Source organism: Magnetovibrio blakemorei (genome assembly GCF_001746755.1).
Taxonomy (GTDB): domain Bacteria; phylum Pseudomonadota; class Alphaproteobacteria; order Rhodospirillales; family Magnetovibrionaceae; genus Magnetovibrio; species Magnetovibrio blakemorei.
Genome location: NZ_MCGG01000017.1, coordinates 148929 through 173599, shown reverse-complemented (window position 1 = coordinate 173599; position 24671 = coordinate 148929). Strand labels below are relative to the sequence as shown.

At 53.7% G+C, this 24671-nt stretch carries 24 protein-coding genes, 2 tRNA genes and 1 pseudogene; 19 read left to right on the top strand and 8 right to left on the bottom strand.

The window, feature by feature from the left end:
• Together BEN30_RS06155 and lipB are read right to left on the bottom strand one after the other, a co-directional pair.
• The coding region (locus BEN30_RS06155; protein ID WP_139134880.1) for a hypothetical protein at positions 1 to 600 on the bottom strand (600 nt) is incomplete at its 3' end.
• A 94-nt stretch (positions 601 to 694) separates the two neighbouring features.
• A complete protein-coding gene (gene lipB, locus BEN30_RS06150; RefSeq protein WP_069957116.1) occupies positions 695 to 1411 on the bottom strand; it encodes a lipoyl(octanoyl) transferase LipB in 717 nt (238 codons plus the stop codon).
• A 113-nt stretch (positions 1412 to 1524) separates the two neighbouring features.
• Between lipB and BEN30_RS06145 the strand changes: the two genes are divergently transcribed.
• From BEN30_RS06145 to BEN30_RS06135, 3 genes are all read left to right on the top strand, one after another.
• Positions 1525 to 1611 (top strand) — tRNA-Leu (locus tag BEN30_RS06145).
• 189 nt (positions 1612 to 1800) lie between these two features.
• On the top strand, positions 1801 to 2166 hold the full coding sequence (locus BEN30_RS06140) for a response regulator (RefSeq protein ID WP_069957117.1): 366 nt from the start codon (positions 1801 to 1803) through the stop codon (positions 2164 to 2166).
• Between the two features lie 208 nt (positions 2167 to 2374).
• Complete coding sequence (locus BEN30_RS06135; protein WP_084005117.1) at positions 2375 to 3790, top strand: sensor domain-containing diguanylate cyclase; 1416 nt, start codon at positions 2375 to 2377, stop codon at positions 3788 to 3790.
• Here the strand turns inward: BEN30_RS06135 and BEN30_RS06130 are convergent.
• From BEN30_RS06130 to modA, 3 genes and pseudogenes are all read right to left on the bottom strand, one after another.
• A pseudogene (locus BEN30_RS06130) lies at positions 3779 to 4192 on the bottom strand (transposase); the annotation flags it as partial. The gene BEN30_RS06135 and the pseudogene BEN30_RS06130 overlap by 12 nt on opposite strands.
• 409 nt (positions 4193 to 4601) lie before the next feature.
• On the bottom strand, positions 4602 to 6215 hold the full coding sequence (locus BEN30_RS06125; RefSeq protein WP_069957445.1) for a HAMP domain-containing sensor histidine kinase: 1614 nt from the start codon (positions 6213 to 6215) through the stop codon (positions 4602 to 4604).
• Positions 6216 to 6269: 54 nt separating this feature from the next.
• Positions 6270 to 7304, bottom strand: a complete 1035-nt coding sequence (gene modA / locus BEN30_RS06120; RefSeq protein WP_084005115.1) for a molybdate ABC transporter substrate-binding protein — start codon at positions 7302 to 7304, stop codon at positions 6270 to 6272.
• A 389-nt stretch (positions 7305 to 7693) separates the two neighbouring features.
• Here modA and mgtE point away from each other — a divergent pair, with 389 nt between their 5' ends.
• The 7 genes from mgtE to BEN30_RS06085 all read left to right on the top strand — a co-directional run bounded on the left by mgtE (position 7694) and on the right by BEN30_RS06085 (position 14696).
• Positions 7694 to 9127 (top strand): magnesium transporter, encoded by a 1434-nt coding sequence (mgtE, locus tag BEN30_RS06115; protein WP_139134879.1) that lies wholly within the window; start codon positions 7694 to 7696, stop codon positions 9125 to 9127.
• 29 nt (positions 9128 to 9156) lie between these two features.
• Positions 9157 to 9582 carry a DUF1489 family protein gene (locus tag BEN30_RS06110; RefSeq protein ID WP_211563295.1) on the top strand — a complete coding sequence of 142 codons (426 nt, stop codon included), beginning with the start codon at positions 9157 to 9159 and terminating at the stop codon, positions 9580 to 9582.
• Positions 9583 to 9703: 121 nt separating this feature from the next.
• Positions 9704 to 10219: a response regulator gene (locus tag BEN30_RS06105; protein ID WP_069957442.1), complete on the top strand. Its 516-nt coding sequence runs from the start codon at positions 9704 to 9706 to the stop codon at positions 10217 to 10219.
• A gap of 87 nt (positions 10220 to 10306) precedes the next feature.
• Positions 10307 to 10816, top strand: a complete 510-nt coding sequence (gene ssb, locus BEN30_RS06100) for a single-stranded DNA-binding protein (RefSeq protein ID WP_069957441.1) — start codon at positions 10307 to 10309, stop codon at positions 10814 to 10816.
• Positions 10817 to 11062: 246 nt separating this feature from the next.
• Positions 11063 to 13936, top strand: a complete 2874-nt coding sequence (gene gyrA, locus BEN30_RS06095; RefSeq protein ID WP_281201825.1) for a DNA gyrase subunit A — start codon at positions 11063 to 11065, stop codon at positions 13934 to 13936.
• Positions 13937 to 13953: 17 nt separating this feature from the next.
• Entirely contained in the window at positions 13954 to 14490 is a 537-nt protein-coding gene (coaD, locus tag BEN30_RS06090; RefSeq protein ID WP_069957440.1) for a pantetheine-phosphate adenylyltransferase, read from the top strand.
• A 130-nt stretch (positions 14491 to 14620) separates the two neighbouring features.
• Positions 14621 to 14696, top strand: a tRNA-Lys gene (locus BEN30_RS06085).
• Between the two features lie 69 nt (positions 14697 to 14765).
• On the opposite strand, the gene BEN30_RS06080 is transcribed toward BEN30_RS06085, so the two are convergent.
• Positions 14766 to 15122 carry a Crp/Fnr family transcriptional regulator gene (locus BEN30_RS06080; protein ID WP_170826978.1) on the bottom strand — a complete coding sequence of 119 codons (357 nt, stop codon included), beginning with the start codon at positions 15120 to 15122 and terminating at the stop codon, positions 14766 to 14768.
• A gap of 80 nt (positions 15123 to 15202) precedes the next feature.
• The gene (locus BEN30_RS06075) at positions 15203 to 15691 is read right to left on the bottom strand and encodes a hypothetical protein (protein ID WP_069957439.1); all 489 of its coding nucleotides are present in this window, start codon (positions 15689 to 15691) and stop codon (positions 15203 to 15205) included.
• Positions 15692 to 16005: 314 nt separating this feature from the next.
• Between BEN30_RS06075 and BEN30_RS06070 the strand changes: the two genes are divergently transcribed.
• Positions 16006 to 16236: a hypothetical protein gene (locus BEN30_RS06070; protein WP_069957438.1), complete on the top strand. Its 231-nt coding sequence runs from the start codon at positions 16006 to 16008 to the stop codon at positions 16234 to 16236.
• A gap of 21 nt (positions 16237 to 16257) precedes the next feature.
• Positions 16258 to 16635, top strand: a complete 378-nt coding sequence (locus BEN30_RS06065; protein WP_069957437.1) for an MmcQ/YjbR family DNA-binding protein — start codon at positions 16258 to 16260, stop codon at positions 16633 to 16635.
• 11 nt (positions 16636 to 16646) lie between these two features.
• Here BEN30_RS06065 and BEN30_RS06060 read toward each other — a convergent pair whose 3' ends face one another.
• The gene (locus BEN30_RS06060) at positions 16647 to 17708 is read right to left on the bottom strand and encodes a hypothetical protein (protein WP_139134878.1); all 1062 of its coding nucleotides are present in this window, start codon (positions 17706 to 17708) and stop codon (positions 16647 to 16649) included.
• Between the two features lie 143 nt (positions 17709 to 17851).
• On the opposite strand from BEN30_RS06060, the gene BEN30_RS06055 reads away from it, so the two are divergent.
• The 7 genes from BEN30_RS06055 to BEN30_RS06020 all read left to right on the top strand — a co-directional run bounded on the left by BEN30_RS06055 (position 17852) and on the right by BEN30_RS06020 (position 24592).
• Positions 17852 to 18640, top strand: coding sequence for a division plane positioning ATPase MipZ (locus BEN30_RS06055; RefSeq protein ID WP_069957435.1), 789 nt, complete (start codon positions 17852 to 17854; stop codon positions 18638 to 18640).
• Positions 18641 to 18983: 343 nt separating this feature from the next.
• Complete coding sequence (locus BEN30_RS06045; protein WP_069957433.1) at positions 18984 to 19610, top strand: LysE family translocator; 627 nt, start codon at positions 18984 to 18986, stop codon at positions 19608 to 19610.
• A gap of 28 nt (positions 19611 to 19638) precedes the next feature.
• On the top strand, positions 19639 to 20370 hold the full coding sequence (locus BEN30_RS06040; RefSeq protein WP_069957432.1) for a hypothetical protein: 732 nt from the start codon (positions 19639 to 19641) through the stop codon (positions 20368 to 20370).
• 2 nt (positions 20371 to 20372) lie between these two features.
• Positions 20373 to 21134 (top strand): J domain-containing protein, encoded by a 762-nt coding sequence (locus tag BEN30_RS06035; protein ID WP_069957431.1) that lies wholly within the window; start codon positions 20373 to 20375, stop codon positions 21132 to 21134.
• A gap of 31 nt (positions 21135 to 21165) precedes the next feature.
• The gene (locus BEN30_RS06030) at positions 21166 to 22218 is read left to right on the top strand and encodes a glycosyltransferase family 4 protein (RefSeq protein ID WP_069957467.1); all 1053 of its coding nucleotides are present in this window, start codon (positions 21166 to 21168) and stop codon (positions 22216 to 22218) included.
• Positions 22219 to 22291: 73 nt separating this feature from the next.
• Positions 22292 to 23164: a UTP--glucose-1-phosphate uridylyltransferase gene (locus tag BEN30_RS06025; RefSeq protein WP_069957430.1), complete on the top strand. Its 873-nt coding sequence runs from the start codon at positions 22292 to 22294 to the stop codon at positions 23162 to 23164.
• A gap of 117 nt (positions 23165 to 23281) precedes the next feature.
• Complete coding sequence (locus BEN30_RS06020; protein WP_069957429.1) at positions 23282 to 24592, top strand: UDP-glucose dehydrogenase family protein; 1311 nt, start codon at positions 23282 to 23284, stop codon at positions 24590 to 24592.
• Positions 24593 to 24671 lie beyond the last annotated feature (79 nt).

Below are 24671 nucleotides of genomic sequence, written 5' to 3'. Positions count from 1 at the left end.
ACTTTCAATCACCAACATCACCACCATGACCATCGCGGCGGCAAAAATAAGAATGACGGAATATTCCAAAATTTTGGTGCGGTTGGTGATGTTTTGGCGATGGTCTGCTTCGTTGGAGTTGGTGTTGGACACCTGTAGCGAAGCGAGGCGGTCAAGGCGCGCAGAAAAGGGGTTTAAGGCGTCGTGAATGATGGCCATCTGAACATCGTCACCAGGTTTTAAGTTCACAAGGATGGGATCAAGCCTGGACATCGTGTTTTGCAAATCGATGATGGTGTCGTTGATGTTTGCAATGGTGCGCAGATGGGCCGTATCGTCAGAGTTTAAGATGGGCGGGATGCGGCTCCAGAGTGCGGAAAATTGCATCAAGACCTTGTCGTGAGTTAGCCCCTCATCTGCGTGCGCATACATATGCAACATATGCAGCGTGCGTTCCACGTCAAGCGCCACTTGAGACAACACCCAGACGTCAGACTGCGCACGATCAACTTCGTGATTTTGACGTTCGGTCAGGCTGGAAAACCCGGTCATCGTGAACAGGGCGATGCCAACGAACAACGCCAATGTCAGGGGCAAAATGAGGATCAGTTTGCGGTCCATGTTCACTTTTGTTTACGCTCTCAACCCGCGATTGCCCATTCAAAATTAGGATTCGATTATCGTACGCAGGAATTGTGGCCGCGTCCATCTGCCATCATTTTGGCACTGGGGCCTCAACCTGAGCCAGAAACTGAGCGGCGTCAATGTCTTGGATGTGACGCTTGAAAACAGCTTCAAAGGTTTGACGCAAGACCGTATCGACGTCGCCTAAGGTGGCTTCAACGTGCAAGTCGGCAAGCGAAGTCACACCGTGTTCGGAAATGCCGCACGGTACGATGGAACTGAAGTGGCTTAAGTCCGGATTGACGTTGAGTGCCAAGCCGTGAAAGCTGACCCACTTGCGCACCCTCACGCCGATGGCGCCGATTTTCGCTTCCGTGCCGATGTGCTGAGGATCGGCCACCCAGATGCCGACCCGCCCATCGCGGCGCTCGCCAGCCACGTCAAAGGCGGCCAGGGTGCGGATCATCACCTCTTCCAATTTTTGCACAAAAGCGCGCACGTCGCTGCCATGATGCTTGAGATCCAGCAACACATAGGCCACCCGCTGGCCGGGGCCGTGATAGGTGTATTGGCCACCGCGTCCGGCCTCGTAAACGGGGAAACGCTCAGCGTCCAACAGGTCGTTCGCCTTGGCGCTGGTGCCTGCGGTGTACAGCGGCGGGTGCTGCAAAAGCCATACGATTTCCGGCTTTGAGCCGTCGCGGATCTCTGCAACGCGTGTTTCCATGAAGTCGAGGGCCTCGCCATAGTCCACCAAGGCCTCGGAAACACACCATTCGACCGTTGGTAAAGCCTTGTTTTCCGCCATTGTTAAATCTCGTTTGGGCTTTTATTTCTCTGTGCTTGATTGAAGCGACAGTATTTGCTATTCCCCCCGCAGGCAACGCCTCGTTTAAGGTGTTGTGTCACGAAAAACTTTATGCGGTCGTGGCGGAATTGGTAGACGCGCAGCGTTGAGGTCGCTGTGAACGCAAGTTCGTGGAAGTTCGAGTCTTCTCGACCGCACCAAGTTTAAAAAAGCTCGCCCTTCGGGGCGGGCTTTTTTGTTTGCTGAGGCTTCAATGTGAGCTGCAACATGTCAATGTTTTGGCAGTCTATACAAAGATGTTGTTTCAACTTAAAGATTTATATATTACTCTTGTACATCAAGGTTTTTGTTTGCTTAAGTTTCATACCTAAAAAGTTGATGGTGTTTTTATGCGTGTACTCATTATTGATGATGAAGAACTGGCGCGCTTTGCAATACGTGAAATTCTTGAAAATGCTCATTATGATGTTGAAGAAGCCGAAAATGGCCGTATTGGTGTCAAAAAACAGGTTGAGACCCCATTTGATTTGATCATCACAGATCTGATTATGCCTGAGAAAGAGGGCATTGAGACAATTATCGAGCTCAAAAGTATGTTTCCGAACTTAAAGATTATTGCCATTTCAGGTGGCGGACGTTCGCGGAATATGGACTTCCTTGAAATGTCAGAAAGATTCGGCGCTAATCAAGTCCTCGCGAAACCCTTTACAGAACAGCAACTCTTAGAGACTATAAAAACAACGCTAAATTCTTAAGTTGTTTTGGTCAGCGCCGAGCTTATGCGGTGCCCATGATGGTGCTGCTCAGGTGAACTGTAGGGCCTCTTCATCAAACGGAGCTTGATCCCTGATTGACGGGCCTGTCCGGGAGTCAGGCGCATGTGCTGAATATTATTATATTCATCTGATCTTCATTCCGCTAAAATTTGGCTGCGTATTTGGTTCTGGATAAGAGTAAGACCTATTGCAGCGATTTTTCAGCCACATTCTCACTCAATCCATCTTAGCCTGCTTGACATATTACGGTTTAGCGCAACTGGCCATTTCGACGACGATCATGCCCGAAGGCATCGCGATTTTCTGGCCCCCCAATGCGGTGATTGTGGCCGCCTTAATTCTTTCAAGGCCTCGGCATTGGATCTGGTTCGTCGGTGCGGGCATAATTGGTGAGTTTTTGGCCGATTTTGGACATTTTCCAATTTGGCAGATCGCTGGCTTCGCTTTGGTCAACGCGCTAGAGGCGACATTAACGGCATTTTTTATTCGCTTTGTTCTGCTGCGCGGCAAGTCATACAAAGACATCTCCATTGATCTGTCTCTTGGTATGGTCGGGGTTTTTCTTTTTGTCTCTCCACCAATCGCCGCTTTGTGCGGTGCGGCCATTTATGAATTGGGCGATGAGAGTATATCGTATTGGGCGTTTTGGCGCGTTTGGTGGTTTGGGGATGCAATCGGGTTGCTTCTCATAACACCATTCTTGTTGGCGTGGCTCACGAGGGACGAGAGAGCCTTGATTCATTGGCGCACGCAATTTTTTGAAATTGTGGCAAGCGCGGCTGCTACCCTGTTGCTGAGTGCCGTTGTCTTTTTATCTCCTGCCTCATGGCCGTACTGGACAGGGATGCCATCACTCTTGCTCCCGCTCATAGCATATTTAGCGATACGATTTGGTCAACGTGGGGCAACCGCAGCGTTGGTGGTGATTGCCTTCACGGCTGCTTTTGGGGCAACCAATGAACTTGGTGCGTTTACTCATATCGGAACTCAAGCGGAAACCGTGGTGGCCATGCAAGAGTTTTTGCTGACTGCCGCCATACTTGCCTTCTTTCTGTCCACGTCGTTTCGTCAGCTTTCCATTGCCATATTTGATTTGAAACGCGAGCGCGCTTTGCTTGAGGAAAGGGTGCGTGAACGAACGCAATCCCTAAGCGATGCAAAAGTACGGGCCGAAATATTGGCGCACACAGATGTCCTGACGGACATCAACAATCGTCGGTCATTTATCGAAAAGGGTGAGTACATCAACAAGCAAGCAAAGCGGTTTGGTCAGTCGTACTCCATTATCATGTTAGATGTAGACCGTTTTAAAGACGTCAATGACACGTATGGCCATGAAATGGGCGATGCAGCTCTTACCCTGATTGGCAATATTATAAAGGATACCATCCGCACGGTTGATATTGCGGGTCGGATTGGTGGTGAGGAATTTGCAATTTGTTTGCCGGACACCAAGAGTGAGTTTGCAGTTGTTCTTGCGGAACGTCTGAGAACCATCATTTCTGAAACCCCGGTCATCGCTCATGGCCAAACGGTTTTCTTGACCATTAGCTTGGGCGTCAGCACTTACAGAGTTCGCCCTGAACAATGCCTAAGCCATTGATGTTTGGTATCGGATCATAAGTCGGGAAGTATCCGTTTTTACTATTTTGACTGTCTTTTCTGTCACGCTCATGATCCAGGCAAGCCAAAATGCCAGGGCGTTGAGGATCAGGCGCATGTTGTGGCCTGCGGCAACCAGCAGAGCGTTGATGGCGTCGCCAGTTTGGCCTTTTAGGAAGTTTCGATCAAGCCTGCCATCGGTTTTCATATGCCCGATGGTCGCCTCGATGGCCGATCTTCGTTTCAACTCACGCTTCATTTGGGGGCTCAATCCGCGCTTGTGTCCGGACAGCATGACCGAGGCCTCGCCCTCGTAATTATGGCCGCGATAGCCCCTATCGGCATAAATCCGCTCGGGATCGACACCAGTCATTTGCGCGGCCTGGGCGACGGTGTCGGACATCCCGGCCAACCGGATCAAGTGATGCTTCATGTCGATGATGGCGTCCAGACGTTCGCGAAACAGATCGGCATCACGGCGGCGGGGTTTTTTAGGCTTCATGAGAATCTACCAGAAAATGAGCGTTACGGGACTGCTTTCTGGCATTTTCCTATATTTAGAATCCCAAGGGAATCATTATTTATCAATATGTTGAGAGTTTTTCAGGGCGAACTACAGAGACGAAGAAGATACCCTGGGCCAAGTTCTTCGACGTGCCGATGTCGCCCTTTACAAAGCCAAGGAAGCTGGACGGAATGCCGTTAAGGTTGCCCTCGATAAATATTCGACGGCCGAGATGCTCAGAGAATTGGACTGACAATACGTTTGGAACTCAAGCCTCTTATGGAGGAGGCTAAATTCGATCAAGGTCCTAGCCCCCGTTTGTTACCACAGAGGTCAACGTCCGCTCTGGCGGGAAGGAAATGGTTACGGTGGTGCCTTGGCCTTTCTGGCTTTGTATTTTCAGTTCTCCATGATGCAATTGCACGAGTGCTTCCGTTAAAGGCAGGCCCAAGCCAGCGCCTTCATGTTTTCTGGACAAAGATCCATCAACTTGGCCAAAACGAGACAAGGCAAGATTGATTTCTTCCTTCGTCATGCCCAGGCCGGTATCCGTCACGGTTATCGACAGGGCGTGCTTGTCATTCGCCGAAGCTTCCAACGTGACCGTGCCGCCGGGGTCTGTGAATTTGGTCGCATTGGTGAGGAGATTGAAGAGAATTTGTTTCATTCGGCGCTGGTCGCCAATAAATAATGGCAAGTCCCTGGGAACTCGGTTTTTAAGCTGGATCTGTCCCGCAAGTGCCCGTGGCCCAGCCAATTTGGTGATGTTGTGGCAAAGCACCGAAATATCCATAGGTTCTTCATCAAGTTCAAAAGCGCCCGCTTCAATCCGGGAGAGGTCAAGAATGTCGTTGATGAGTTCAAGAAGATGAATCCCGGAATCATGGATGTTGTTGATATATTCAACGTATTTTGCATCCCCCAAAGAACCAAATATTTCTGTTTGCATGGCGCTGGAAAAACCAATGACAGCATTCAAAGGGGTTCTAAGCTCGTGGCTCATATTGGCCAAAAATTCTGATTTGGTGCGGTTCGCCACTTCCGCATTGATCTTGGAGATATTCAGTTCGTTGGTTCGCTCATTGACCAGTTCTTTAAGGTGGCAATGATAGGTGTCAAGTTCCTTGATCGAACTGTCGAGACGTTGTGCCATATGTTCCAGGTCATGACTGAGTTTGCCGATTTCGTCTTTTGCCGTTTCAGGGCTCTTCAACAACAAATTGCCCTTATCTAAACCTGATGCAAACTTACTGACCACCTTCAAACGCTTGACGATTCTCCGTGCGTTCCAGATCAAAACCAAAAGGGATACCGTTCCCGAGATGATGCTGAAAAACATAGACAAGTAAGTGTTTTGGGCTTCCTGTCTTAATGACTCGTCAAATGCTTCATTCATAACAGTGACCTCGTGTTTGGTCATTTTGTTGAGCGTTTCGTCAATATCTCCCAGGAGTTGGCTAACTGTTTTTTGGTATTCGAGAAAGGCGGCTTCTTTTTCAAAATCTTTAATGAGAAAAATCAAATGCCGTACTGAGCTGATATAAAGCCCAAAATAGTTGTGGACCGTTTTGTAATATGAAAGTGCATCCGGGTGTGATCTTAGCAGTGCCGAATTTAAATTGATCAGCTCGCCATGTAGTTTTTGTTGACGCACTTCGATCTCTTTGGCGAGGTCTTGTATTTGAGTTGCCTCTTCTGATGCCAGAAGTTCCAAAAGATTTTGATTGAGTGCGGAGAATTTGTTTTTAATGTTTTCGAGCCGGAGTACCGAAGTGACGTGACTGGCATGTAGTTGCTTCGTCAGCGAGAGAGATTCATTCAAGCTCGCGATGGTGAACGCCGTGGCCCCAACCCACAATAAGCTTACAAATAACAGGGGAAGAAGCATTTGCCACAGGAGGGGGCGGTCATTGTACTTCATGTTGTGGTCGGGCCTCGCGTTAAGTTTGTCAGTCGTTGGGCTTGTGGGGCTTTGTCAAGGCAGAATTAGGAAGCCGGCGTTGCTGAAAATCTCCACCGCCTCGGGACTCTTCAGGAATGAAATAAAATCAACCATTATGGCATCGTCCTCCTTTCCCACGGGCGCAGCACCGTAATAGCGGATCGGATCGTGCCATTCAGACGGCACATGCAAAACGGTCTGCAATTCATCGGTAAGGTTGGTGGAATAAAGAATTCCTGCCGTTCCTTCCGCTGCGACAGAGAGATCGTCGGCCAGCAGCGTGATGTGTTTGCGCGTGCCCACCTTGGTTTTGACTTGGTCCCAAAAGCCAGCCGATTCTAAGGCCTGTTTCGCATAACGTCCGAACGGCGCGGTGCCCGGATCGCCAATTAAAAGATGGGCGACTTTGGCGGAGGTCACGTCTTCCCATTTGGTGATGTCGAGAGGGTGTTTGGTGGGACAAGCAAGGATCAGTTCATTCCCCCAAAGTTGCCGAACCGCAGCGGCGTTCACATGGCCGCTCTGCACCAAATCCATCATCCATTCTTCGCTGGCGGAAATATAATAATCGGGAGAAAGCATGCCGCCCTTGATGCCTTTTGCGAGGCGTCCTGACGATTTGCAGATGTATGAGAAGGAGATATCATGGCGTTGGGCAAAGAGATCCGCAGCCTTTTTGATGCTTGAACAGGTGGAATTGGCAGCGGCGATGACCCGCGTGTTTGGGTTCTGGGCGAATACGTTTTGAGCGAAACAAAACGAGCCGATGCAGATGCAGATGATTCCGAGGCCCTTCGCCCAGTGTTGGGAGTAGGGCATGGATATCGTCATGGCGAGCTGCGCCATTGCCGTGAAAAAAACTGTTCCTGCTCGATAAGCCATCGTTTGCCCCCCCAGGCTGTCAACATCTACGGCTATTTGACGAAACAGGTTCACAAACCTCTGTGGATTTTGTTTAGATCCTGCAACGCAACAATCGATTGTTACAACATATACGATAAATGACGTATCGTCATTCCTCAGCATATAAAATAGTGGGATGTTCAATGCGATGGCAACTCTCATCATCGGCAAGTCTCATTCATGTGCCAAATCGGGCCAAAATGGGATGCATCGGGCCAAATGATTTTGGCCGGATTGATAAAACTCATGGGCTATGTATAAGTCCTCAAAGTTACTCGCTATCCGCTTGAAAGCAGACGTCATGAGGTGGCCTGAGCATTGGCACAACGCCTCTAGCCGACCATTTGGGGTGTCCTCATTTAAGGGGCTGTGGAACAAGGAACAGGGCTTTATGTTCCGGGCCTCATAGGCTAGTATCACCCCCGCTAGGCGGTCTTTTCGACGGCGGGGCGTTTTTGATCCGTCCGTTATTTTTTTGTCCGAACATCGCGCATTTTTCATGTGTCAATTTATACCGCCTATCCAGTCGGGCCAATGAACTGGAGGAGGTCTCTATGACCGAACCGAATCTGGAAAATCAGGACGCGATCACAACGCCCGGTGCCGTGCCGCCCGAAGACCCCAGCGAAATCTATGACGGGTTGCATGTCGCAGACGTCGAAGAAATCATCACCGCTTTGGAAGCGGGTGATACGCAAGGTGTGCGCGATCTGGTTGAAGATATGCACTTCGCCGACGCTGCCGACCTTACCGAGCGTCTCAGTCCCGAACAGCGCCGCACATTCTTGGAAGCCGCCCACGACGTTCTCGATCCAGATTTCATCACCGAGCTGGATGAAACCGTTCGTGACGATGTTTTTGACATCATCGGTCTGGACGCGGTCGCGGTTGCGGTTGCTGAGTTGGACACCGATGACGCGGTGGAGATTATTGACGAGCTGGAAGCGCATGAACAGCTTCACGTCCTAGATGCCATTCCGGCCGCTGACCGCACCCTGATCGAACAAGGTCTGGCGTACTCGGAATATTCCGCAGGCCGTTTGATGCAGCGCGAAGTCATGACCGTGCCGCAAATATGGACGGTGGGCGAAACCATCACTTTCATGCGTGAAATCGCCGAGCAAGATGAATGGGAAACGCCCAACGTTTTTTATGACATTGTGGTGGTTGACCCGCGTCACAGGCCGGTTGGGACCATTCCGCTCAGCACCTTGTTACAAACCAAGCGTCCGGTTCCGGTGACGGACATCATGCACGAGCAGATGAAACTTGTGCCGGTCGATATGGACCAAGAAGAAGTTGCTTTTCTGTTTCGTCAGCGCGATTTGGTGTCCGCTCCGGTGGTCGGTTCAGATGGCCGCTTGGTCGGTATCATCACCATTGACGACGTTGTCGACGTCATCGATGAAGAGGCCGAAGACGACATCTTGCTGATGGGTGGTGTGCGTGAGGACGATTTGTACTCAGCAACCTTGGACACCACCAAACAGCGCTTTTCCTGGCTGTTTATCAATTTGTTGACGGCCATCATGGCCTCAGTCGTGATCGGCTTTTTTCAAGCCACCATTGAACAGGTGGTGGCGTTGGCGGTGTTGATGCCCATTGTGGCGTCCATGGGCGGCAATGCCGGCACCCAAACCTTGACCGTTGCCGTGCGTGCGTTGGCCACCAAAGAACTCACCTCGACCAATGCCCGGCGCCAAATCGGCAAAGAGATTTTGGTGGGGACCATCAATGGGGTGGTTTTTGCGGTGTTGATCGGCGGTGTGGCGTGGGCGTGGTTTTCGAACCCGGCCATCGGTTTGGTGATCGGGTCTGCGATGGTCATCAACATGGTGGTGGCAGGCTTGTTCGGCGCCATTATTCCCATTGCGCTGGACCGTCACGGCATCGATCCCGCCGTGGCGTCGAGCGTGTTTCTCACCACCGTCACCGACGTGGTCGGCTTTTTGGTGTTTTTGGGGCTGGGAGCGATGTTCTTATTGTAAAGAACGTCCTATCCGAGGAGGCTTTGAACGTGCACCTGATCAAACTGGCCGTTGGGGTCGAGGATTTTGACCATCTGGCGCATCTGCAACAACAGCGCATGGCCGCGTACGTGGCTCAAGGTCTGTCTGCAAATCCTCGTCATGTCACCCGGATGAAACCCAAACGAGAGGCTGAAGTGCTGAACGGGGGATCCATCTATTGGGTGATTAAGGGGGCCATTCGGGCACGTCAAGAGCTTCTGGCGTTTGAAAGCTACAGCGATGACGAAGGCGTAAAGCGCTGCGTGATGATTTTGTCCCCAAAACTGGTGGCGACCCAAAATCGCCCCCACCGCGCGTTTCAAGGCTGGCGCTACCTGGATCCCGCCAAAGCCCCGCCCGATGTCGGATCCACGCCGAACGGTGATATGCCGCTCGAATTGGCCCGCGATCTGGAAGAATTGGGCCTGCTGTAAGGTAAACACCTCTTTCCCTGTTATTTTTCTTTAAGCCCCAGTGTGAATTCGATATGGTGTCGCTGAAGACGCTTGGGGGCGGTGTGAAAATTTAAGAATAAAAAATCTTTTTGGGGTATCCATGAGTTCGCTCGATGTGTCGCAACTCAAAATTTTGATTGTCGAAGACAATGTGCATTTTCGCACGTTGTTGCGTTCGATTCTTCAAGCTCTGGGCATGACCTTGCTGGAAGAAGCCCGCGATGGGATTGAGGCCATCGACATCCTCGACAACGTTCATCCGAATACGGCGTTTGATTTGGTGATCCTCGATTGGAAAATGGAGGGTATGGACGGGGTGGAATGCGTCAGCATGATCCGTAAACTCCAAGGCGTAAGTCGTGCGGTGCCCATCATTATGGTGACCGGTTACACTGAAACCAGCTTGCAAAACGAGGCCCGCAACGCCGGAGTCAACGATTTCCTGGGCAAGCCCATTTCCCCTCAGTCCTTGCTGGGACGCATTGTGAGTGTGATGGAAAATCCACGCCCCATGGTCGAGTGCACGAGCTACTATGGCCCTGATCGTCGCCTCAGCCAGCAAAAGTATTCCGGCCCCGACAAGCGAAATGGTGCAAAGGTTCTGCCCCTAAAATAGTGGCGGTCTGCTGTGCTTTGCGTGTAAGGTTTGGATCAGTGATTCTCAGTGATTTTTTGATCGATTTTTAAAGGCAGCGGGGACCTCATGGCAGGCAGTGTGAATAAGGTTATTTTGGTTGGCAACCTCGGTCGCGACCCGGAAGTGCGTTTTTCTCAAGACAACAAAAAAATCGTGAACATGAGCATCGCGACGTCTGAAAGCTGGAAAGACCGAAACTCCGGAGAGCGCAAGGAAAAGACCGAATGGCACCGTGTGGTCATCTTCAGCGATGGTCTGGCCAATATCGCCGAAAAATACCTGCGCAAGGGCTCCAAGGTTTATATCGAAGGTCAATTGCAAACCCGCAAGTGGACGGATAAAGACGGCCACGACAAGTACTCTACCGAAGTGGTGTTGCAGGGCTTTAACTGCGCCATGACCATGCTGGACGGTCCCGGTGGGACGTCTGGGGGCGGCCAAGGCGGTGGTCAGGGCGGCGGAGACGATAGCTTTGGCGGTGGTTCCGGTGGTGGCTACGGCGGCGGCAACGACAGCTTCGGCGGTGGCTCCGGTCCGGCTCCAGGCTCCGATCTGGACGATGAAATTCCGTTCTAGCCGACAACAGGCTACCAGCTCTGTCCAAGACACTATGCGAGGCGCGCAATTTCCAAAATTGCGCGCTTTTTCGTCGCAGAACCTCAGCAATTCTCCCTATGAACCGGGCGCGGAAATAAGCTTTAAAATCAGGCGTCATAAGGTTGTTTTCCCCCCCTCAAACTGCTAGATTTCAGGGGTCAGGAGGCGGTCAGATTTGGCCGCTTTTGATCTTGGTTAACATATTGAATTTGCTGGGAAAATCATTTGACCTCCGAATCGTCTGCGCCGCCTCCTTCTCCTGCTGAAGGATTCGAAACCATCGCCATCGAAGAGGAGATGAAAAGCTCCTATCTCGATTACGCCATGAGCGTGATCGTCAGCCGGGCTTTGCCCGACGTGCGCGATGGTTTGAAACCGGTTCACCGACGCATCGTGCATGCCATGAACGAGAACGGCTATGACTCCAACAAGCCGTACCGCAAATCGGCGCGCATCGTTGGTGACGTCATGGGTAAATATCACCCCCACGGCGACAGCGCGATTTACGACGCGATGGTGCGTATGGCGCAAGATTTCTCCTTGCGCCTGCCTTTGATTGACGGCCAGGGCAACTTTGGCTCCATGGACGGTGATCGTGCAGCGGCTATGCGTTACACCGAAGCGCGTATGGCCAAATCGGCGCATGCACTGATCGACGACATCGACAAGGACACCGTCGATTTTCAATCCAACTACGACGACACCCAGCGTGAACCGACCGTGCTTCCGGCGCGCTTTCCCAATTTGCTGGTGAACGGCGCGGGCGGTATCGCGGTGGGTATGGCGACGAACATTCCGCCGCACAACTTGGGCGAAGTGCTTGACGGCTGTATGGCGGTGATCGACGATCCTTTCATCACCATCGAAGGCTTGATGGAATACGTCAAAGCGCCCGATTTCCCCACCGGCGGCTTGATTATGGGCAAGCAAGGCGTGAACTCGGCATTTCACACCGGGCGCGGCTCGGTGATTATGCGCGGGCGTACGGAAATTGAAGAACGCGCCAAGGGCCGTGAAGCCATCATCATCACCGAAGTGCCCTATCAGGTGAACAAGGCGCGCATGGTTGCCACCATGGCTGAATGCGTGCGCGACAAGCGCATCGAAGGCATTTCCGACATTCGCGACGAATCGGACCGTCACGGTGTGCGGGTGGTGGTTGAAATCAAGCGCGACGCCATGGCTGAAGTGGTGCTGAACCAATTGTTCAAGCACACCCCGCTGCAAACGTCGTTTGGCGTCAATATGTTGGCGCTCAACGGTGGGCGTCCGATGTTGATGAATTTGAAGGAAATTCTTCAAGCGTTTGTGACGTTTCGCGAGGAAGTCATTCGCCGTCGCACCATTTATTTGCTCGGCAAAGCGCGGGACAAGGCCCATTTGTTGGTCGGCTTGGCCATTGCGGTCGCCAACATTGACGAAGTCATCGCGCTGATCCGCAAGGCCCCCAATCCGCAAGTGGCGCGGGAACAATTGATGGAGCGCGCGTGGCCTGCGGGTGACGTTATCCCGCTCATCGAACTGATCGACGAACCGGGCCGCTTGGTTGACGAAAACGGCAATTACAAGCTGTCTGAAATTCAGGCGCGCGGCATTCTGGAATTGCGTTTGCACCGTTTGACGGGCCTGGAACGCGACAAAATTGCCGATGATTTGCGTGCCTTGGGCGATGAAATCAAAGAGCTTTTGGCCATTTTGGGGTCCCGCGAAAAGCTCTATACGATTTTGCGCGAAGAACTGGAAGAAATGCGCACGCAATTCGCCACGCCCAGACGCACATCCTTGGAAGAAGCCGAATTCGAACACGACATCGAAGACTTGATCCAGCGCGAAGACATGGTCGTGACGGTGACCAACACGGGCTACATCAAGCGCGTGCCGTTGTCGACGTACCGTGCCCAGCGCCGGGGCGGCAAGGGCCGATCCGGCATGTCGATGCGCGACGAAGACTTTGTCAGTCAGGTTTTTGTGGTCAATACCCACACGCCGGTGCTGTTCTTCTCTTCCACCGGCATCGTCTACAAGCTCAAAGTTTACAAGCTGCCGTTGGGCGGGCCTACGGCGCGCGGTCAAGCGATGGTGAACATCTTCCCCTTGGACAAGGGGGAAACCATTTCCACCATGATGCCGTTGCCTGAAGACGAAAGCACCTGGAACACCATGTTCGTGATGTTCGCCACCGCGTCTGGCGGGGTGCGGCGCAATTCCTTGTCGGATTTCACCAACGTCATGACCAATGGCAAAATCGCCATGAAATTGGACGACGGTGATCGCCTGGTTGGCGTGCAGGTCTGTACGGAAGGTGATGACGTGCTGCTGGCTGCCAAAAACGGCAAATGCATTCGCTTCCCGGTGTCCAAAAAGGACGCGGAAGGGAACGAAAAGGGCGTGCGCGTGTTCGCCAGCCGGGCGTCTACGGGTGTGCGCGGTATGAGACTGGCCAAGGGCGACGAAGTCGTCACCATGTCCATCTTGCGCCACATTGATTTTGATACGGACGAACGGGACCTGTACCTGAAGGTACAAAGCGCGCGTCGCCGGGCGGCGGGCGCGGAAGGCGAAAGCGATGACGACCTGATCACCGATCCCACCCAGTTGGGCCTCACCGAAGAGCGCTTCGCCGAAATGGAAGGGATGGAAGACTTTATCCTCACCATCACCGAAAACGGCTTTGGCAAACGCACCTCGGCCTATGAATACCGCATCGCCGGGCGTGGCGGTCAGGGCATCACCAACATCGAAACCAACGCCCGCAATGGCCAGGTTGTCGCCTCATTCCCGGTGGAAGCCGAAGATCAGCTGGTGATGGTGTCAGACGGCGGGCAACTGATTCGAACCACGGTGGTGGACATTCGCATCGCCGGGCGCAACACTCAAGGCGTTACCTTGTTTAAGACCGCCGCTTCCGAACACGTGGTGTCCGTCACCCGTCTGACCGATGTGGAAGATGATACAGATGCCGATGATATGGATGAAGCACCTGTAACAGACGCAACGGACGCTGAGGCTGGTGCCGAAGTTGACGCCCAAGAAGTTGATGCTGAGGTCGAGGCGGAAGCTGATGGCGGAGCTGCAGATGACGAAAATGATAACACGTAGCGGAGACCTCCCCCATTATGTCCTCTGATATTGTTTCGCCTGAAACGAAATTTCGCACAGGTGTTTATCCCGGCACCTTTGATCCGCCCACCAATGGGCACATGGACATCATTTGCCGGGCCACCCGTGTGGTTGACAGGTTGATCGTTGCAGTGGCCGTCAATGCCGGCAAGGAGCCTTTGTTCACCCTTGATGAACGCGTCGAAATGGTCAAAGCGGAATTGCTCACGGCCAAAACCTGCGCGGGCGTCAATGTCGAAGTTATTCCCTTTGACAACTTGCTGGTCGATTTTGTGGTTGAGGCTGGGGCAAGCGTCATCGTGCGCGGTCTGCGCGCGGTATCGGACTTTGAGTATGAATTTCAAATGGCGGGGATGAACTCACACCTCTGTCGTGAATTGGAAACGGTCTTTTTGATGGCCTCGGACAAGAATCAATTTATTTCCAGTCGTTTCGTCAAGGAAATTGGCCGTCTCGGTGGGGATGTCCGTCATTTCGTTTCCCATCAGGTCGCGGCCCGCCTGGACGAGCGTTTCAAGATTAAAAAATCTTAAAAATCAAACTGTTGCGCCATTTTAGACTGCTAACTTTGCATTGTTGTTTATTTTTGTATTAGGAGGGGTTGACCGGGACGCCGCCGCACCTTAAGTTCCGCCCCGCACACATCGTTATTGTGTGACATGCGGGCACATAGCTCAGTTGGTAGAGCATTCGACTTTTAATCGAACGGCCGCAGGTTCGAATCCTGCTGTGCCCACCATTTTAAACCCCCGGTTCCGAATACGGAGCCGGGGGTTTTCTTTATGTCATCAATCAAAGGGGGCGGGGCTTATGACATCATGCGCACAAGCTGCTGCGCTTGCTGGCGCAGGCGGTTGGTGAAGGTTTGCATCAGAAGGCCGATGACGGGGTCCGAACCGTCAAGACGCTTTTGAAATTCTTCATTTGAAATGATCAGCACTTCGGTGTCTTGTAGGACCACCGCCGAAGCTGCGCGGGGTTCGTTGTCAATGAGCGCCATTTCCCCAAGGATATTGCCCGCATTTAACGTTGCGATGGTGCGCGGTTGGTCATCGCGGGCGATTTTGGTGATTTTGACTTGGCCGGACTTGATCAAATAAGCGCAATCGCCGTGGTCGCCTTCTTGAAAAATGATATCGCCGATGTGATAGGTGTGACTTTCCATGGGAACTCGCTTCGAGAGGATGGCGTTTTGTCCATCATACGCAAAGAGCGCGAAAATTCCATTTCCGTTTGCGCTTAACCTTAAGGTGAAGTGACATATTTTTGATAATTCGCCACCCATTCGGCGGCTGTTCCGGCGCCGCCTGGGGTGTTGTAATGGGTTTTCCAAAACGCCCCAAGGGCCTCTATGTCGGTGCCGTCCGTTGGCAGGGGGGCGGGTTGGCGCCAATATACAAGTCGGGACATGGCGACGCTGTAGGCCAAATTCCACGGCAGTTGTTGCGCCGTGTGACCGTCCCCGGCCGAAAATGTTTCCACCACCTGGGCCAAGTCGGTGCGATAGGCCAAATAGTTGGTCCAGACGTCGTCGTGGGTATTGGGCTCAATTTGCATAACGCCCAAGGCCGGTCCGCCGCCGACTTGCGCCAAATACGTGAGGCGGCTTTCTTGCACAGCCGTGCCCACCAATAGGTTTTCGGCTGCAAGGGAGTTCATCTGGGCGTTCCAGCCCGCCAAAGTCTGCAGCACGGGCTGCACGACGCGTGTTCTAAATTGTTCAATATTGATCATGATGTCAGTCCTGATGTGAAATTATCTACATCTACAAGGGACACGATTGTAGTTAGGTCTGTGAACTCATCTGATTTCATCAAAGTGTGCTTTTAGGGGGAAAGTGTATCTGCAGAGCAACACGTCGGTTACTTAAATTCATAAAGTTCTTACAAATGAATTGACTTGCGACAAAGCTTTGTTAACGATTTGTGACCAAGCTATTGGGCACGTTATGGGATCGGGACTTCCTTATTGTGAGTGGGGAACGTTCGCGATTGAATCGTTAGTCTGAACATCAAGACATATGATGTTCAACATGAAGGGGGAACGGGATGTTGAATCCCAGCATAGGCCAAGTTTTTTTGGTGAAATTCTACAACAAGGTTGTGCGTGCCCTGGTGAAGGAAAATCAGAGCCACAATTTTTATGAAGATCACTGGGCCGATGTCCATACGCAAGACGTTGTCGCGCGCACCGAAGCCGAAGCCCGGACCAAAATCGCCAAGCGGTTTCGGCCTGAAGATGGTTTTGTGATTGAAACGGTGATGCTGTCTGCACTTTAGTCGGCAGCAAGGCCAGCAGCGTTGAACCGGGCTCAATTTGATGCCTTCTGCGCGTCGTTACGCTCCGTCACCCACGTGGTGCAATGGGGCGGTTCGTCGGTATGGAAGGTTGGCGGCAAGATTTTTGCGATTTGCTCCACGTGGGGAAAACCTGCGGGCGATGATGCGGCCACCGATTCGGGCGACAAAATCAGCTTCAAATGTAGCGATCTCAGCTATTCCATTTTGTGTGAGCAAAAGGGAATCATTCCGGCACCCTATCTGGCGCGCGCCAAGTGGGTGCAGATTCAAGACCAAACTGCGCTCAGTGAAACGGAAATTTGCTCTTACATTGAAGATGCACATGCGCTGATTGCGGCTAAGCTCACCCGCGTGAAGCGTACCGAGTTGGGCCTGTAACGGTCCAATACCTATTGGTTTTCTTCGCCGCCGCTTTCAAAGTACCGCCAGCCATTGACGCCTTTGAGCACCACGCCGTCAAATCCCAAATCCATCACGCCATAAAGGTACGACGCCGTACCGCCGTACAGCAATGAATGCCATGCCGGATCCCAATATGTGATGCGGTAGCGGTCGGGATCGTCCCGTAGCGGGACGTTGACAAACGCCGGGTCTTCCATGCGCCAGCCCGGTTGCCACAAGAAGTTATAGGTCGCCACCGTGGACACATCGACTTCAGCCAAGACCAAGCGACGGGCCCCCAGCTTTTTGTATTTCAAACGCTCTACATCCAACTTGGTCAAGGGGTTGCGGCCATGAAACACGTTGGTGATAACGATGTCGTGGTTCGTGTAACTCAGCGCCTGAATGAAGTCGTTGGTCGAACCAAACCCTTGGGCATTGGCGATGTAGATATAATTCGTCGCCTGTTTCAAGTCGTCTAAGGACTTGGGGTTGGCGTTATAGGCAAGCTTGGGGTAAAGCGGTATCCGTCCCAAGATGGGTGTGTCGGCGACAAAAGGGAGATACTTTTTTGCGCTCGCCTGAGCATAGGCGCGGTCAATGTCTTGGGGCTTGGTCGCAAACTCGAGGTCTAAAATTGTCAAGCCAAGGCTCTTGGCGGTCTCGACGTTGGTGGACAAGACCGCGCGTGCCGCGCTGAGCGCAGGGGCTTCCTTGGCGGCCTCTTTGCCGCTTGGCGGCGTGAGTCTTGGGAACAATTCGGGCTCTAACACGCCATCGAGAGAGCGGGCGAACGTGCGCGCGGGAAACAGCAAGGTATTGTCTTGGAAGTCGGGCTTGGTGACCAAATCAAGACCGTGCTCGGCAATCACGATAAAACCGGGCTTGAGGCTGCGCGCATAGGCGCTGATGTTTTGCACCAAGGCGCGCATGGTTTCCCGAAAATCGATGATTTTTTCTCCACCGCCCGGCCCGGCGTTTTGCGCCATCGTTGGCATGGCCAGTCCCAGCAGACCCGCCGTCACCGCCAAGACCCGCAACCCTGCCTTTATCCGTCTCTGCCGTGTCATCGTTAAATCTCCCATCCCTTTCTTTTATCCGATTCTCGGGGTTAAGGGTATGACTTGTTCGGGCGTTATTGGTTGGGTGCAATTTGCAAACGGGCCTCATTCGGTGCTTTTCATTCTCTTGATGCGGCCCTAGAGTGCGGCCCATGAGAACGCATGTGATCATCATCGGCAATGAAAAGGGCGGCAGTGGCAAGTCCACCACGGTCATGCATTTGGCCGTCAGTTTGTTGCGCCAGGGGTTGCGCGTGACGGTGGTCGATTTGGATGCCCGCCAAGGCACCATCAGTCGATATTTTGAAAACCGTCAATTGCATATGAAAAAGCATAGTCTTGATTTGCCTATACCTGAGCTTCTCACCCTGCGCGCCGAAGACGGCGGCGGAGATGCTGAGGGGATTGAGGAGTTGTTGGCCGGGGTGTTTGAAGACGCCAGCAACAACGCCGATGTGATCATCGCCGACACGCCGGGGTCCGATACGCCTATGTCCAGGTTGGCCCATTCGTTTGCTGATACCTTGATCACGCCGATGAACGACAGTTTTATTGATTTGGACGTTTTGGCGAAAATCGATCCGGGCACGATGACCATCAAAAACCCCAGCCATTACGCCGAACTGGTGTGGCAGCAGCGCATGATCCGCGCCAAACGGGGGCGCAAAGCCGCCGATTGGATCGTCATGCGCAACCGCATGGGGCACACGGATTCAATCAACAAGCGCGAGATTGAGCGCCTGCTGGCGGATCTGGCCAAGCGCATCGGCTTTCGCACCGTGGCGGGCTTTTCTGAGCGGGTGATTTTCCGCGAACTGTTCCATCAAGGCCTCACCCTCATGGATGTGGCAGAGGTCTCCGGCGAAAGCGCGCTGAGCATGTCGCACATCGCCGCACGCCAAGAAGTCCGCGCTTTGGTGGAAGCGATCAATCTTTCCTAAACGCCATCTGCGCCTCGTTGGTCTTGGCATTCGCGCGTGGATATATCGCCTGGGCGTGCTAGACTCATGGTCAGCCTTTTGCTTGGATGGAGATCGGCTTATGGCAGAGCATCGAAAACATCAAATGGGTGACGGTGGGCAGTGTGTGTGCCCTAAATGCGGTAAAACAACCCCGCATCGAGACGGCGTGCGCTGTCAAGACGAGCGCTGCCCAGAGTGCCGTGCCAAGATGCTGCGTGAAGGCTCGGAGCACCATCAGCTTTTCTTGCAAAAACAGGCGCAAAAACAGACTGAGTAGCCCCACTTTTTTGAGCGATTAAACTGATATGAGGAACCTGTCGTCATGAGCATTGAAAGCGCGGCTGCGTTGGCCGTTGCCATCTTCGTATTGGGCGTCACGCCCGGTCCCGGCGTGTTTGCGATCGTCGCGCGCGCTCTGGCTTTGGGCTTTCGTCCGACCTTGGTCTTCATCTTCGGCATCATCGTCGGCGATTTGTTTTATCTGGTGTTGGCGGCGTTGGGACTCAGCGTCCTCGCCAGCCAATATGTCGCCGCTTTCGGTCTGTTGAAAATTGCAGGGGGCTTATACTTGGTGTATCTGGGCGTGCAGATGTGGCGCGCCGCCAGGGACGTCGAGACGGATTTGGTTCCCGCACCGGAACGCGGCCCAATGCGCCATTCGGGACGGCGTTTTTTGTCCGGTCTGAGCTTGACGCTGGGCAACCCCAAGGCGATGGTTTTTTACGTCGCCTTTTTGCCCGCGTTTATGGACTTGTCCTTGCTGGGCGTCGGCGGTCTGGTGAGCGCCGCGCTGGTGGTGAGTGTTACGTTGTTCATCGTTTTGGCGGGTTATGCGGCCATGGCGGCCAAGGCACGCAGCCTGTTTCGGTCCAGGCGCGCGGTGAAAAACCTGCACCGGGGGGCCGGCGGTCTGATGATCGGCGCCGGCGGTGCTGTGGCGGCCAGTTAGGTCGCCATGTGAGGACACCTAGGAAACCATGACAGACGATACCGATAACCTACCGTCAAACTCTTCTTCGCCGTCGGCCGTTGATGCGTTTTTGGATAAGCTCAACACCCAGCCTGTGCCTTTTCAAGGTGGGGCCCAAGGTGGGAATGGGGGACGGTTGATGTTTGCCATGGACGCCACCGCGTCGCGTGAACACAGCTGGGACATGGCGGCGCGCATTCAAGGCACCATGTTCGAAGCCGTTCAAGATATTGGCGGGTTGGCGGTGCAATTGGCGTTTTTTCGCGGCTTTGGTGAGTTTAAGGTGTCGGGCTGGCTGAGTCGGGCCCAAGATATCCAGCGCTTGATGTCGTCGGTGTTTTGTCTGGCTGGGCAGACCCAGGTGGAAAAGGTCCTCAAGCATGCGCGCAATGAAGCGACCCTTTCTGGGGTGCGCGCGGTTGTCTACGTCGGCGACTGCTTTGAAGAAAACGTCGATGCGGTGGGACAGGTCGCCGGGGAGCTTGGACTGATAGGGGTTCCGGTGTTCGTCTTTCACGAAGGCCAGGACGGTACGGCGGAGCGCGCTTTTCGCCACATCGCCAAGCTCAGCGGCGGGGCCTACGCGCACTTTGACGCCACCAGCGCCGAACAGCTGAAAAAACTGTTGGCGGCGGTGGCGGTGTTTACGGCTGGCGGGCGCAGCGCGCTGGAGGCCTATGCCAAGGTGCATGGGGCCGAAATCCTGCAGATCACCCAACAAATGCGCGGGGGCGGCTAAACGTGTCTTGGTTCATTCTTGGTGTCGCGGTCTTGATCGCCTTCATCTTGCTGTCGCGCTGGTATGTGACGGCGTCGCCCAAAAGCCTTGTGAAAATGCTGAAGTGGGTGGCCTTTGCCCTGGTGGTCTTGGTTGTAGTGTGGTTGGCCATGACGGGCAAGCTGTGGGCCGCCGTGGCGGCATTGCCGGCCATGGGGGTGTGGTTTGTGCGCATGTTTACAGGTCTGCGCACCGCAAAAGCGTTCGCCAATATTTTTGGCTTAGGCGGTGGGGCCAAGGGCTGGCAGACACCGGGCAGCGGTGCCAATCCGGGGGCGGGGCAGGGCTCTGACGTACGCACGCGCTTTGTCGATTTACACTTGGACCACGCGTCGGGGCATGTGTCGGGGCGTGTCCTTGACGGACAGTTCGCGGGCCGGGCGTTGGAAAGCCTCTCTTTGAGTGAGCTTTTGGCACTGTATACCGAAGCACAGGGTGATCCTGACAGCGCGCGTGTCCTGGAAGGTTATCTTGATCGCCATGAACCCAGTTGGCGTCATCACTCTGGTGGTGGTGGGCAGGAAAAGTCATCTTCACCGTCTTCTGGGGGGGCTATGAGCCGTGAGGAAGCCTTTAAGGTCTTGGGGCTGGCCCCAGATGCGGATCAGGCCACGATTAAGACAGCCCATCGTCGTTTGATGCGCAATCTCCATCCCGATAAGGGCGGTTCCGATTATTTGGCGCAGCAAATCAACCGCGCCAAAGACGTGTTGATGGGCAAGTGACAACTGTGTTGTGCTGTGGCACAAAGCCTTTATGACGAGCTTGTCCTTTTTGAACCTGATTGTGTTTGGCGCCTCTTTGAGCGCGTTATCGGCGGCCTTGACGTGGTTGTTGATGAAACGCGTGCGCATCATCGATACGCCCAATGAACGCTCATCGCACACCAACCCGACGCCGCGTTCGGGGGGTATCGCCATCGTCGCCAGCTTTTACATCGGCTTGCTTGGTCTGTGGCTGTTGAGTGAAAATAGTGTGTTTGAGCAAGCCTATTTCTGGGCGTTTTGCGGGGCGGCGCTCGTGATCTCGGCGGTGTCGATTGTAGATGATGTGGCGGGATTGGGGTTTCGCACTCGGTTGGGGGTGCAAATCGCTTGCGCAGCCCTGGTGGCGGCTTTTGGTATTGTTGTCGAGCATATCAGCTTGCCGGGGATCGGCATTTGGCATTTGGGCTGGGTGGCGTATCCGCTGACGGTGGTGTGGATCGTTGGGCTCACCAATGCGTTTAATTTTATGGATGGCATCGACGGCATTGCGGGAACCACGGCTATCGTTGCGGCAGGGTTTTTCGGGGCCATACTGTTTTTGCAGGGCAGCAGCGTTCTGTATCTCGTGAGCGCTCTTATCGTTTGGGCTTCCTTGGGTTTTTTGCTGTGGAACTGGCAGCCGGCGAAAATTTTCATGGGCGACAGCGGCAGTCAATTTTTGGGCTTTGCCCTGGCGACGTTGGCGGTGATGGCGGGGTGCTTTGATGAGTCTCAGATGTCGCTGTACGTGATGCCGTTGCTGTTTTTTCACTACATTTGGGATACGTCCTATACCCTTATTCGACGCTGGCGGGCGGGGGAGCGCATCACCGAAGCGCACCGCAGCCATCTTTATCAGTTGATGAACCGCTTAGGGGCCTCTCACGCTCGGGTCACCAGTGTTTATATGGCTATCGGTGTGCTGCAGGGGCTGGGGGCGTTGGTCTTGGTGAATCTTGATGGTTCTCAGCGCGTGTTGGTGTTTTTGCCGTTTATCGCTTTGCAGGTGATGTTAACGCGGGCTGTAACCCAGCGTGCGCGCCAGGCAGAGCTTATTGTTTAGGGTCCTGACCCTAAGGTCCGTTGCTTAAGTTGGGGCGCTGTGTCACAAATTAAGCTCACAATTGGGAGTTATCATGACGACAGCGATCACCAAAGTGGTGTTTCCCGTGGCCGGGTTGGGCACACGTTTTTTGCCTGTCACCAAGGCTATCCCCAAAGAAATGCTGCCGATCGCCGACCAGCCCTTGATCCAGTATGCGGTTCAAGAAGCCCAACAGGCCGGAATCGAAGAGTTTATCTTCGTCACCAATCCGACCAATCGGGTGCTGCTGCAAGCCCATTTCAGCACCAATGCGCAATTGGAAGCCACCTTGGCCGAACGCGGCAAGCTGGCGGAACTGAAAATCGTCAAAGAAACCACTTTGGCACCCGAACAAGTCAAATTTTGCTATCAAGACCGACCATTGGGGTTGGGCCATGCGGTGTGGTGCGCGCGGGAATATCTGGAGGGTGGCCCGTTCGCGGTCATTTTGCCCGATGATTTGATTATGGCGAAACCGGGCTGTCTCAAACAAATGGTCGATCTCCACGCCAAATTGGGCGGGAATATTGTCGCGGTTGAAAACGTCGCGCGCGAACTCACCAGCCGATATGGCATTTTGGATGTCAGCTCAGACGATGGCTCTATCGTCTCGGCGAAGGGCTTGGTGGAAAAACCGAAACCTGAAGAAGCCCCGTCGACCTTGTCGATCATTGGCAGATATATTCTCGACCACCAGGTGTTTCAGCATTTGGACAAAAAAATGACCGGATCTGGGGGCGAAATCCAGTTGACCGATGCCATTTCGGCGACCATCGGTCAGGTGCCCTTTCACGGCTTGCGGTTTGAAGGTACGCGTTTCGATTGCGGCTCCATGTTCGGCTTTGTCGAGGCCAACGTGGCATTTGGGCTTAAAAGCTCTCAGCATGAAAGCAAACTTCGGACTTACCTGAAGAACCATCTGTAAACCTAGTTTTCACCTGTTTCCCTTGCCAGCGCCGGGGGCATCGCTTAAAAACCCTCAAGCGTGTGCAGGCATCGGGATTCGCCCGTCTTGCCCTGTTGCAGAGTTAGGGGATTACCCATGCATGTAGCGATGATCGGTACCGGCTATGTCGGCTTGGTTTCTGGGGCGTGTTTTTCTGAATTCGGCGTCAGCGTGGTGTGCGTCGATAAAGACAGCAAAAAAATTGAGATGCTAGAAAATGGCATCATGCCGATTTTTGAGCCGGGTTTGGACGATTTGGTCAACACCAACGTTAAAGCTGGCCGCCTGACGTTCACCACCGATCTGGGCGAAGCGGTCAAGGCCGCCGATGCGGTGTTCATCGCTGTCGGGACGCCGACCCGCCGCGGTGACGGGCATGCGGATTTGAGCTACGTCTACGCCGCGGCAAAAGAAATCGCTGAAAATATTTCCGGCTACACCGTGATCGTAACCAAATCGACGGTCCCGGTGGGTACGGGGGACGAGGTCGAGCGGATCATTCGCGAAGCCCGCCCCGATGCGGAGTTTGACGTGGTTTCCAATCCTGAGTTTCTCCGCGAAGGCTCCGCCATTGCCGACTTTACCCATCCCGACCGGGTGGTCATCGGCACCCAAAGTCCGCGTGCCCAAGACGTGATGCGCGAATTGTACCGCCCGCTGTCGCTGATTGAGGCGCCGATCTTGTTTGTCTCGCGCACCTCTTCGGAATTGATCAAGTACGCGGCCAACACCTTTTTGGCGACCAAGATCACGTTTATCAATGAAATTGCGGACTTGTGCGAAAAAGTTGGTGCCGATGTGCATCACGTCGCCAAGGGCATCGGTTTGGATGGCCGCATTGGCAAAAAATTCTTGCACGCAGGCCCCGGTTACGGCGGATCGTGCTTTCCCAAAGATACTCTGGCCTTGGTTCATACGGCCCAGGATGTCGGCTCACCTTTGCGCATTATCGAAGCCGTCGTCGACATCAACGACAAGCGCAAAAAAGCCATGGCCGGGCGCATCATTAACGCGTGCGGCGGATCGGTCGCGGGCAAGACTGTGGCGGTATTAGGCGTGACGTTTAAACCCAATACCGACGACATGCGCGATGCCCCCAGCCTCGATATTCTGCCCGCTCTGATCAACGCGGGCGCGCGCGTCCAGGCGTTTGATCCCGAAGGCATGAAAGAGGCCAAGGAAATGATCGACGGGGTCGTGTGGTGCGACGACACCTATGCGACCATGGTCAACGCCGACGTTTTGGTGATTATCACCGAATGGAACGCCTTTCGTAGTCTCGACTGGGCGCGGGTGAAATCTTTGCTCTCATCGCCGATTTTGGTCGATTTGCGCAACATCTATGAAGCCCACGAAATGGCGGAAGCCGGTTTCGATTACCATTGCATCGGCCGTCCCAAAGTTTAATGGCCCCAAGTATAACGCGACAAAGCCCGCTGCGCTTTATGAGCTGCGGGCTTTACGTTGCAGGCATTTCGTTGGCTGG

Coding starts and splice junctions, on each gene's coding strand:
- BEN30_RS06020 (WP_069957429.1), top strand. CDS start 23,282: ATGCATGTAGCGATGATCGGTACCGGCTATGTCGGCTTGGTTTCTGGG.
- mgtE (WP_139134879.1), top strand. CDS start 7,694: ATGACCGAACCGAATCTGGAAAATCAGGACGCGATCACAACGCCCGGT.
- BEN30_RS06080 (WP_170826978.1), bottom strand. CDS start 15,122: ATGGAAAGTCACACCTATCACATCGGCGATATCATTTTTCAAGAAGGC.
- BEN30_RS06125 (WP_069957445.1), bottom strand. CDS start 6,215: ATGAAGTACAATGACCGCCCCCTCCTGTGGCAAATGCTTCTTCCCCTG.
- BEN30_RS06060 (WP_139134878.1), bottom strand. CDS start 17,708: ATGACACGGCAGAGACGGATAAAGGCAGGGTTGCGGGTCTTGGCGGTG.
- BEN30_RS06025 (WP_069957430.1), top strand. CDS start 22,292: ATGACGACAGCGATCACCAAAGTGGTGTTTCCCGTGGCCGGGTTGGGC.
- BEN30_RS06070 (WP_069957438.1), top strand. CDS start 16,006: ATGTTGAATCCCAGCATAGGCCAAGTTTTTTTGGTGAAATTCTACAAC.
- coaD (WP_069957440.1), top strand. CDS start 13,954: ATGTCCTCTGATATTGTTTCGCCTGAAACGAAATTTCGCACAGGTGTT.
- BEN30_RS06075 (WP_069957439.1), bottom strand. CDS start 15,691: ATGATCAATATTGAACAATTTAGAACACGCGTCGTGCAGCCCGTGCTG.
- BEN30_RS06105 (WP_069957442.1), top strand. CDS start 9,704: ATGAGTTCGCTCGATGTGTCGCAACTCAAAATTTTGATTGTCGAAGAC.
- BEN30_RS06030 (WP_069957467.1), top strand. CDS start 21,166: ATGACGAGCTTGTCCTTTTTGAACCTGATTGTGTTTGGCGCCTCTTTG.
- BEN30_RS06040 (WP_069957432.1), top strand. CDS start 19,639: ATGACAGACGATACCGATAACCTACCGTCAAACTCTTCTTCGCCGTCG.
- BEN30_RS06045 (WP_069957433.1), top strand. CDS start 18,984: ATGAGCATTGAAAGCGCGGCTGCGTTGGCCGTTGCCATCTTCGTATTG.
- BEN30_RS06140 (WP_069957117.1), top strand. CDS start 1,801: ATGCGTGTACTCATTATTGATGATGAAGAACTGGCGCGCTTTGCAATA.
- lipB (WP_069957116.1), bottom strand. CDS start 1,411: ATGGCGGAAAACAAGGCTTTACCAACGGTCGAATGGTGTGTTTCCGAG.
- modA (WP_084005115.1), bottom strand. CDS start 7,304: ATGATGAGAGTTGCCATCGCATTGAACATCCCACTATTTTATATGCTG.
- BEN30_RS06055 (WP_069957435.1), top strand. CDS start 17,852: ATGAGAACGCATGTGATCATCATCGGCAATGAAAAGGGCGGCAGTGGC.
- ssb (WP_069957441.1), top strand. CDS start 10,307: ATGGCAGGCAGTGTGAATAAGGTTATTTTGGTTGGCAACCTCGGTCGC.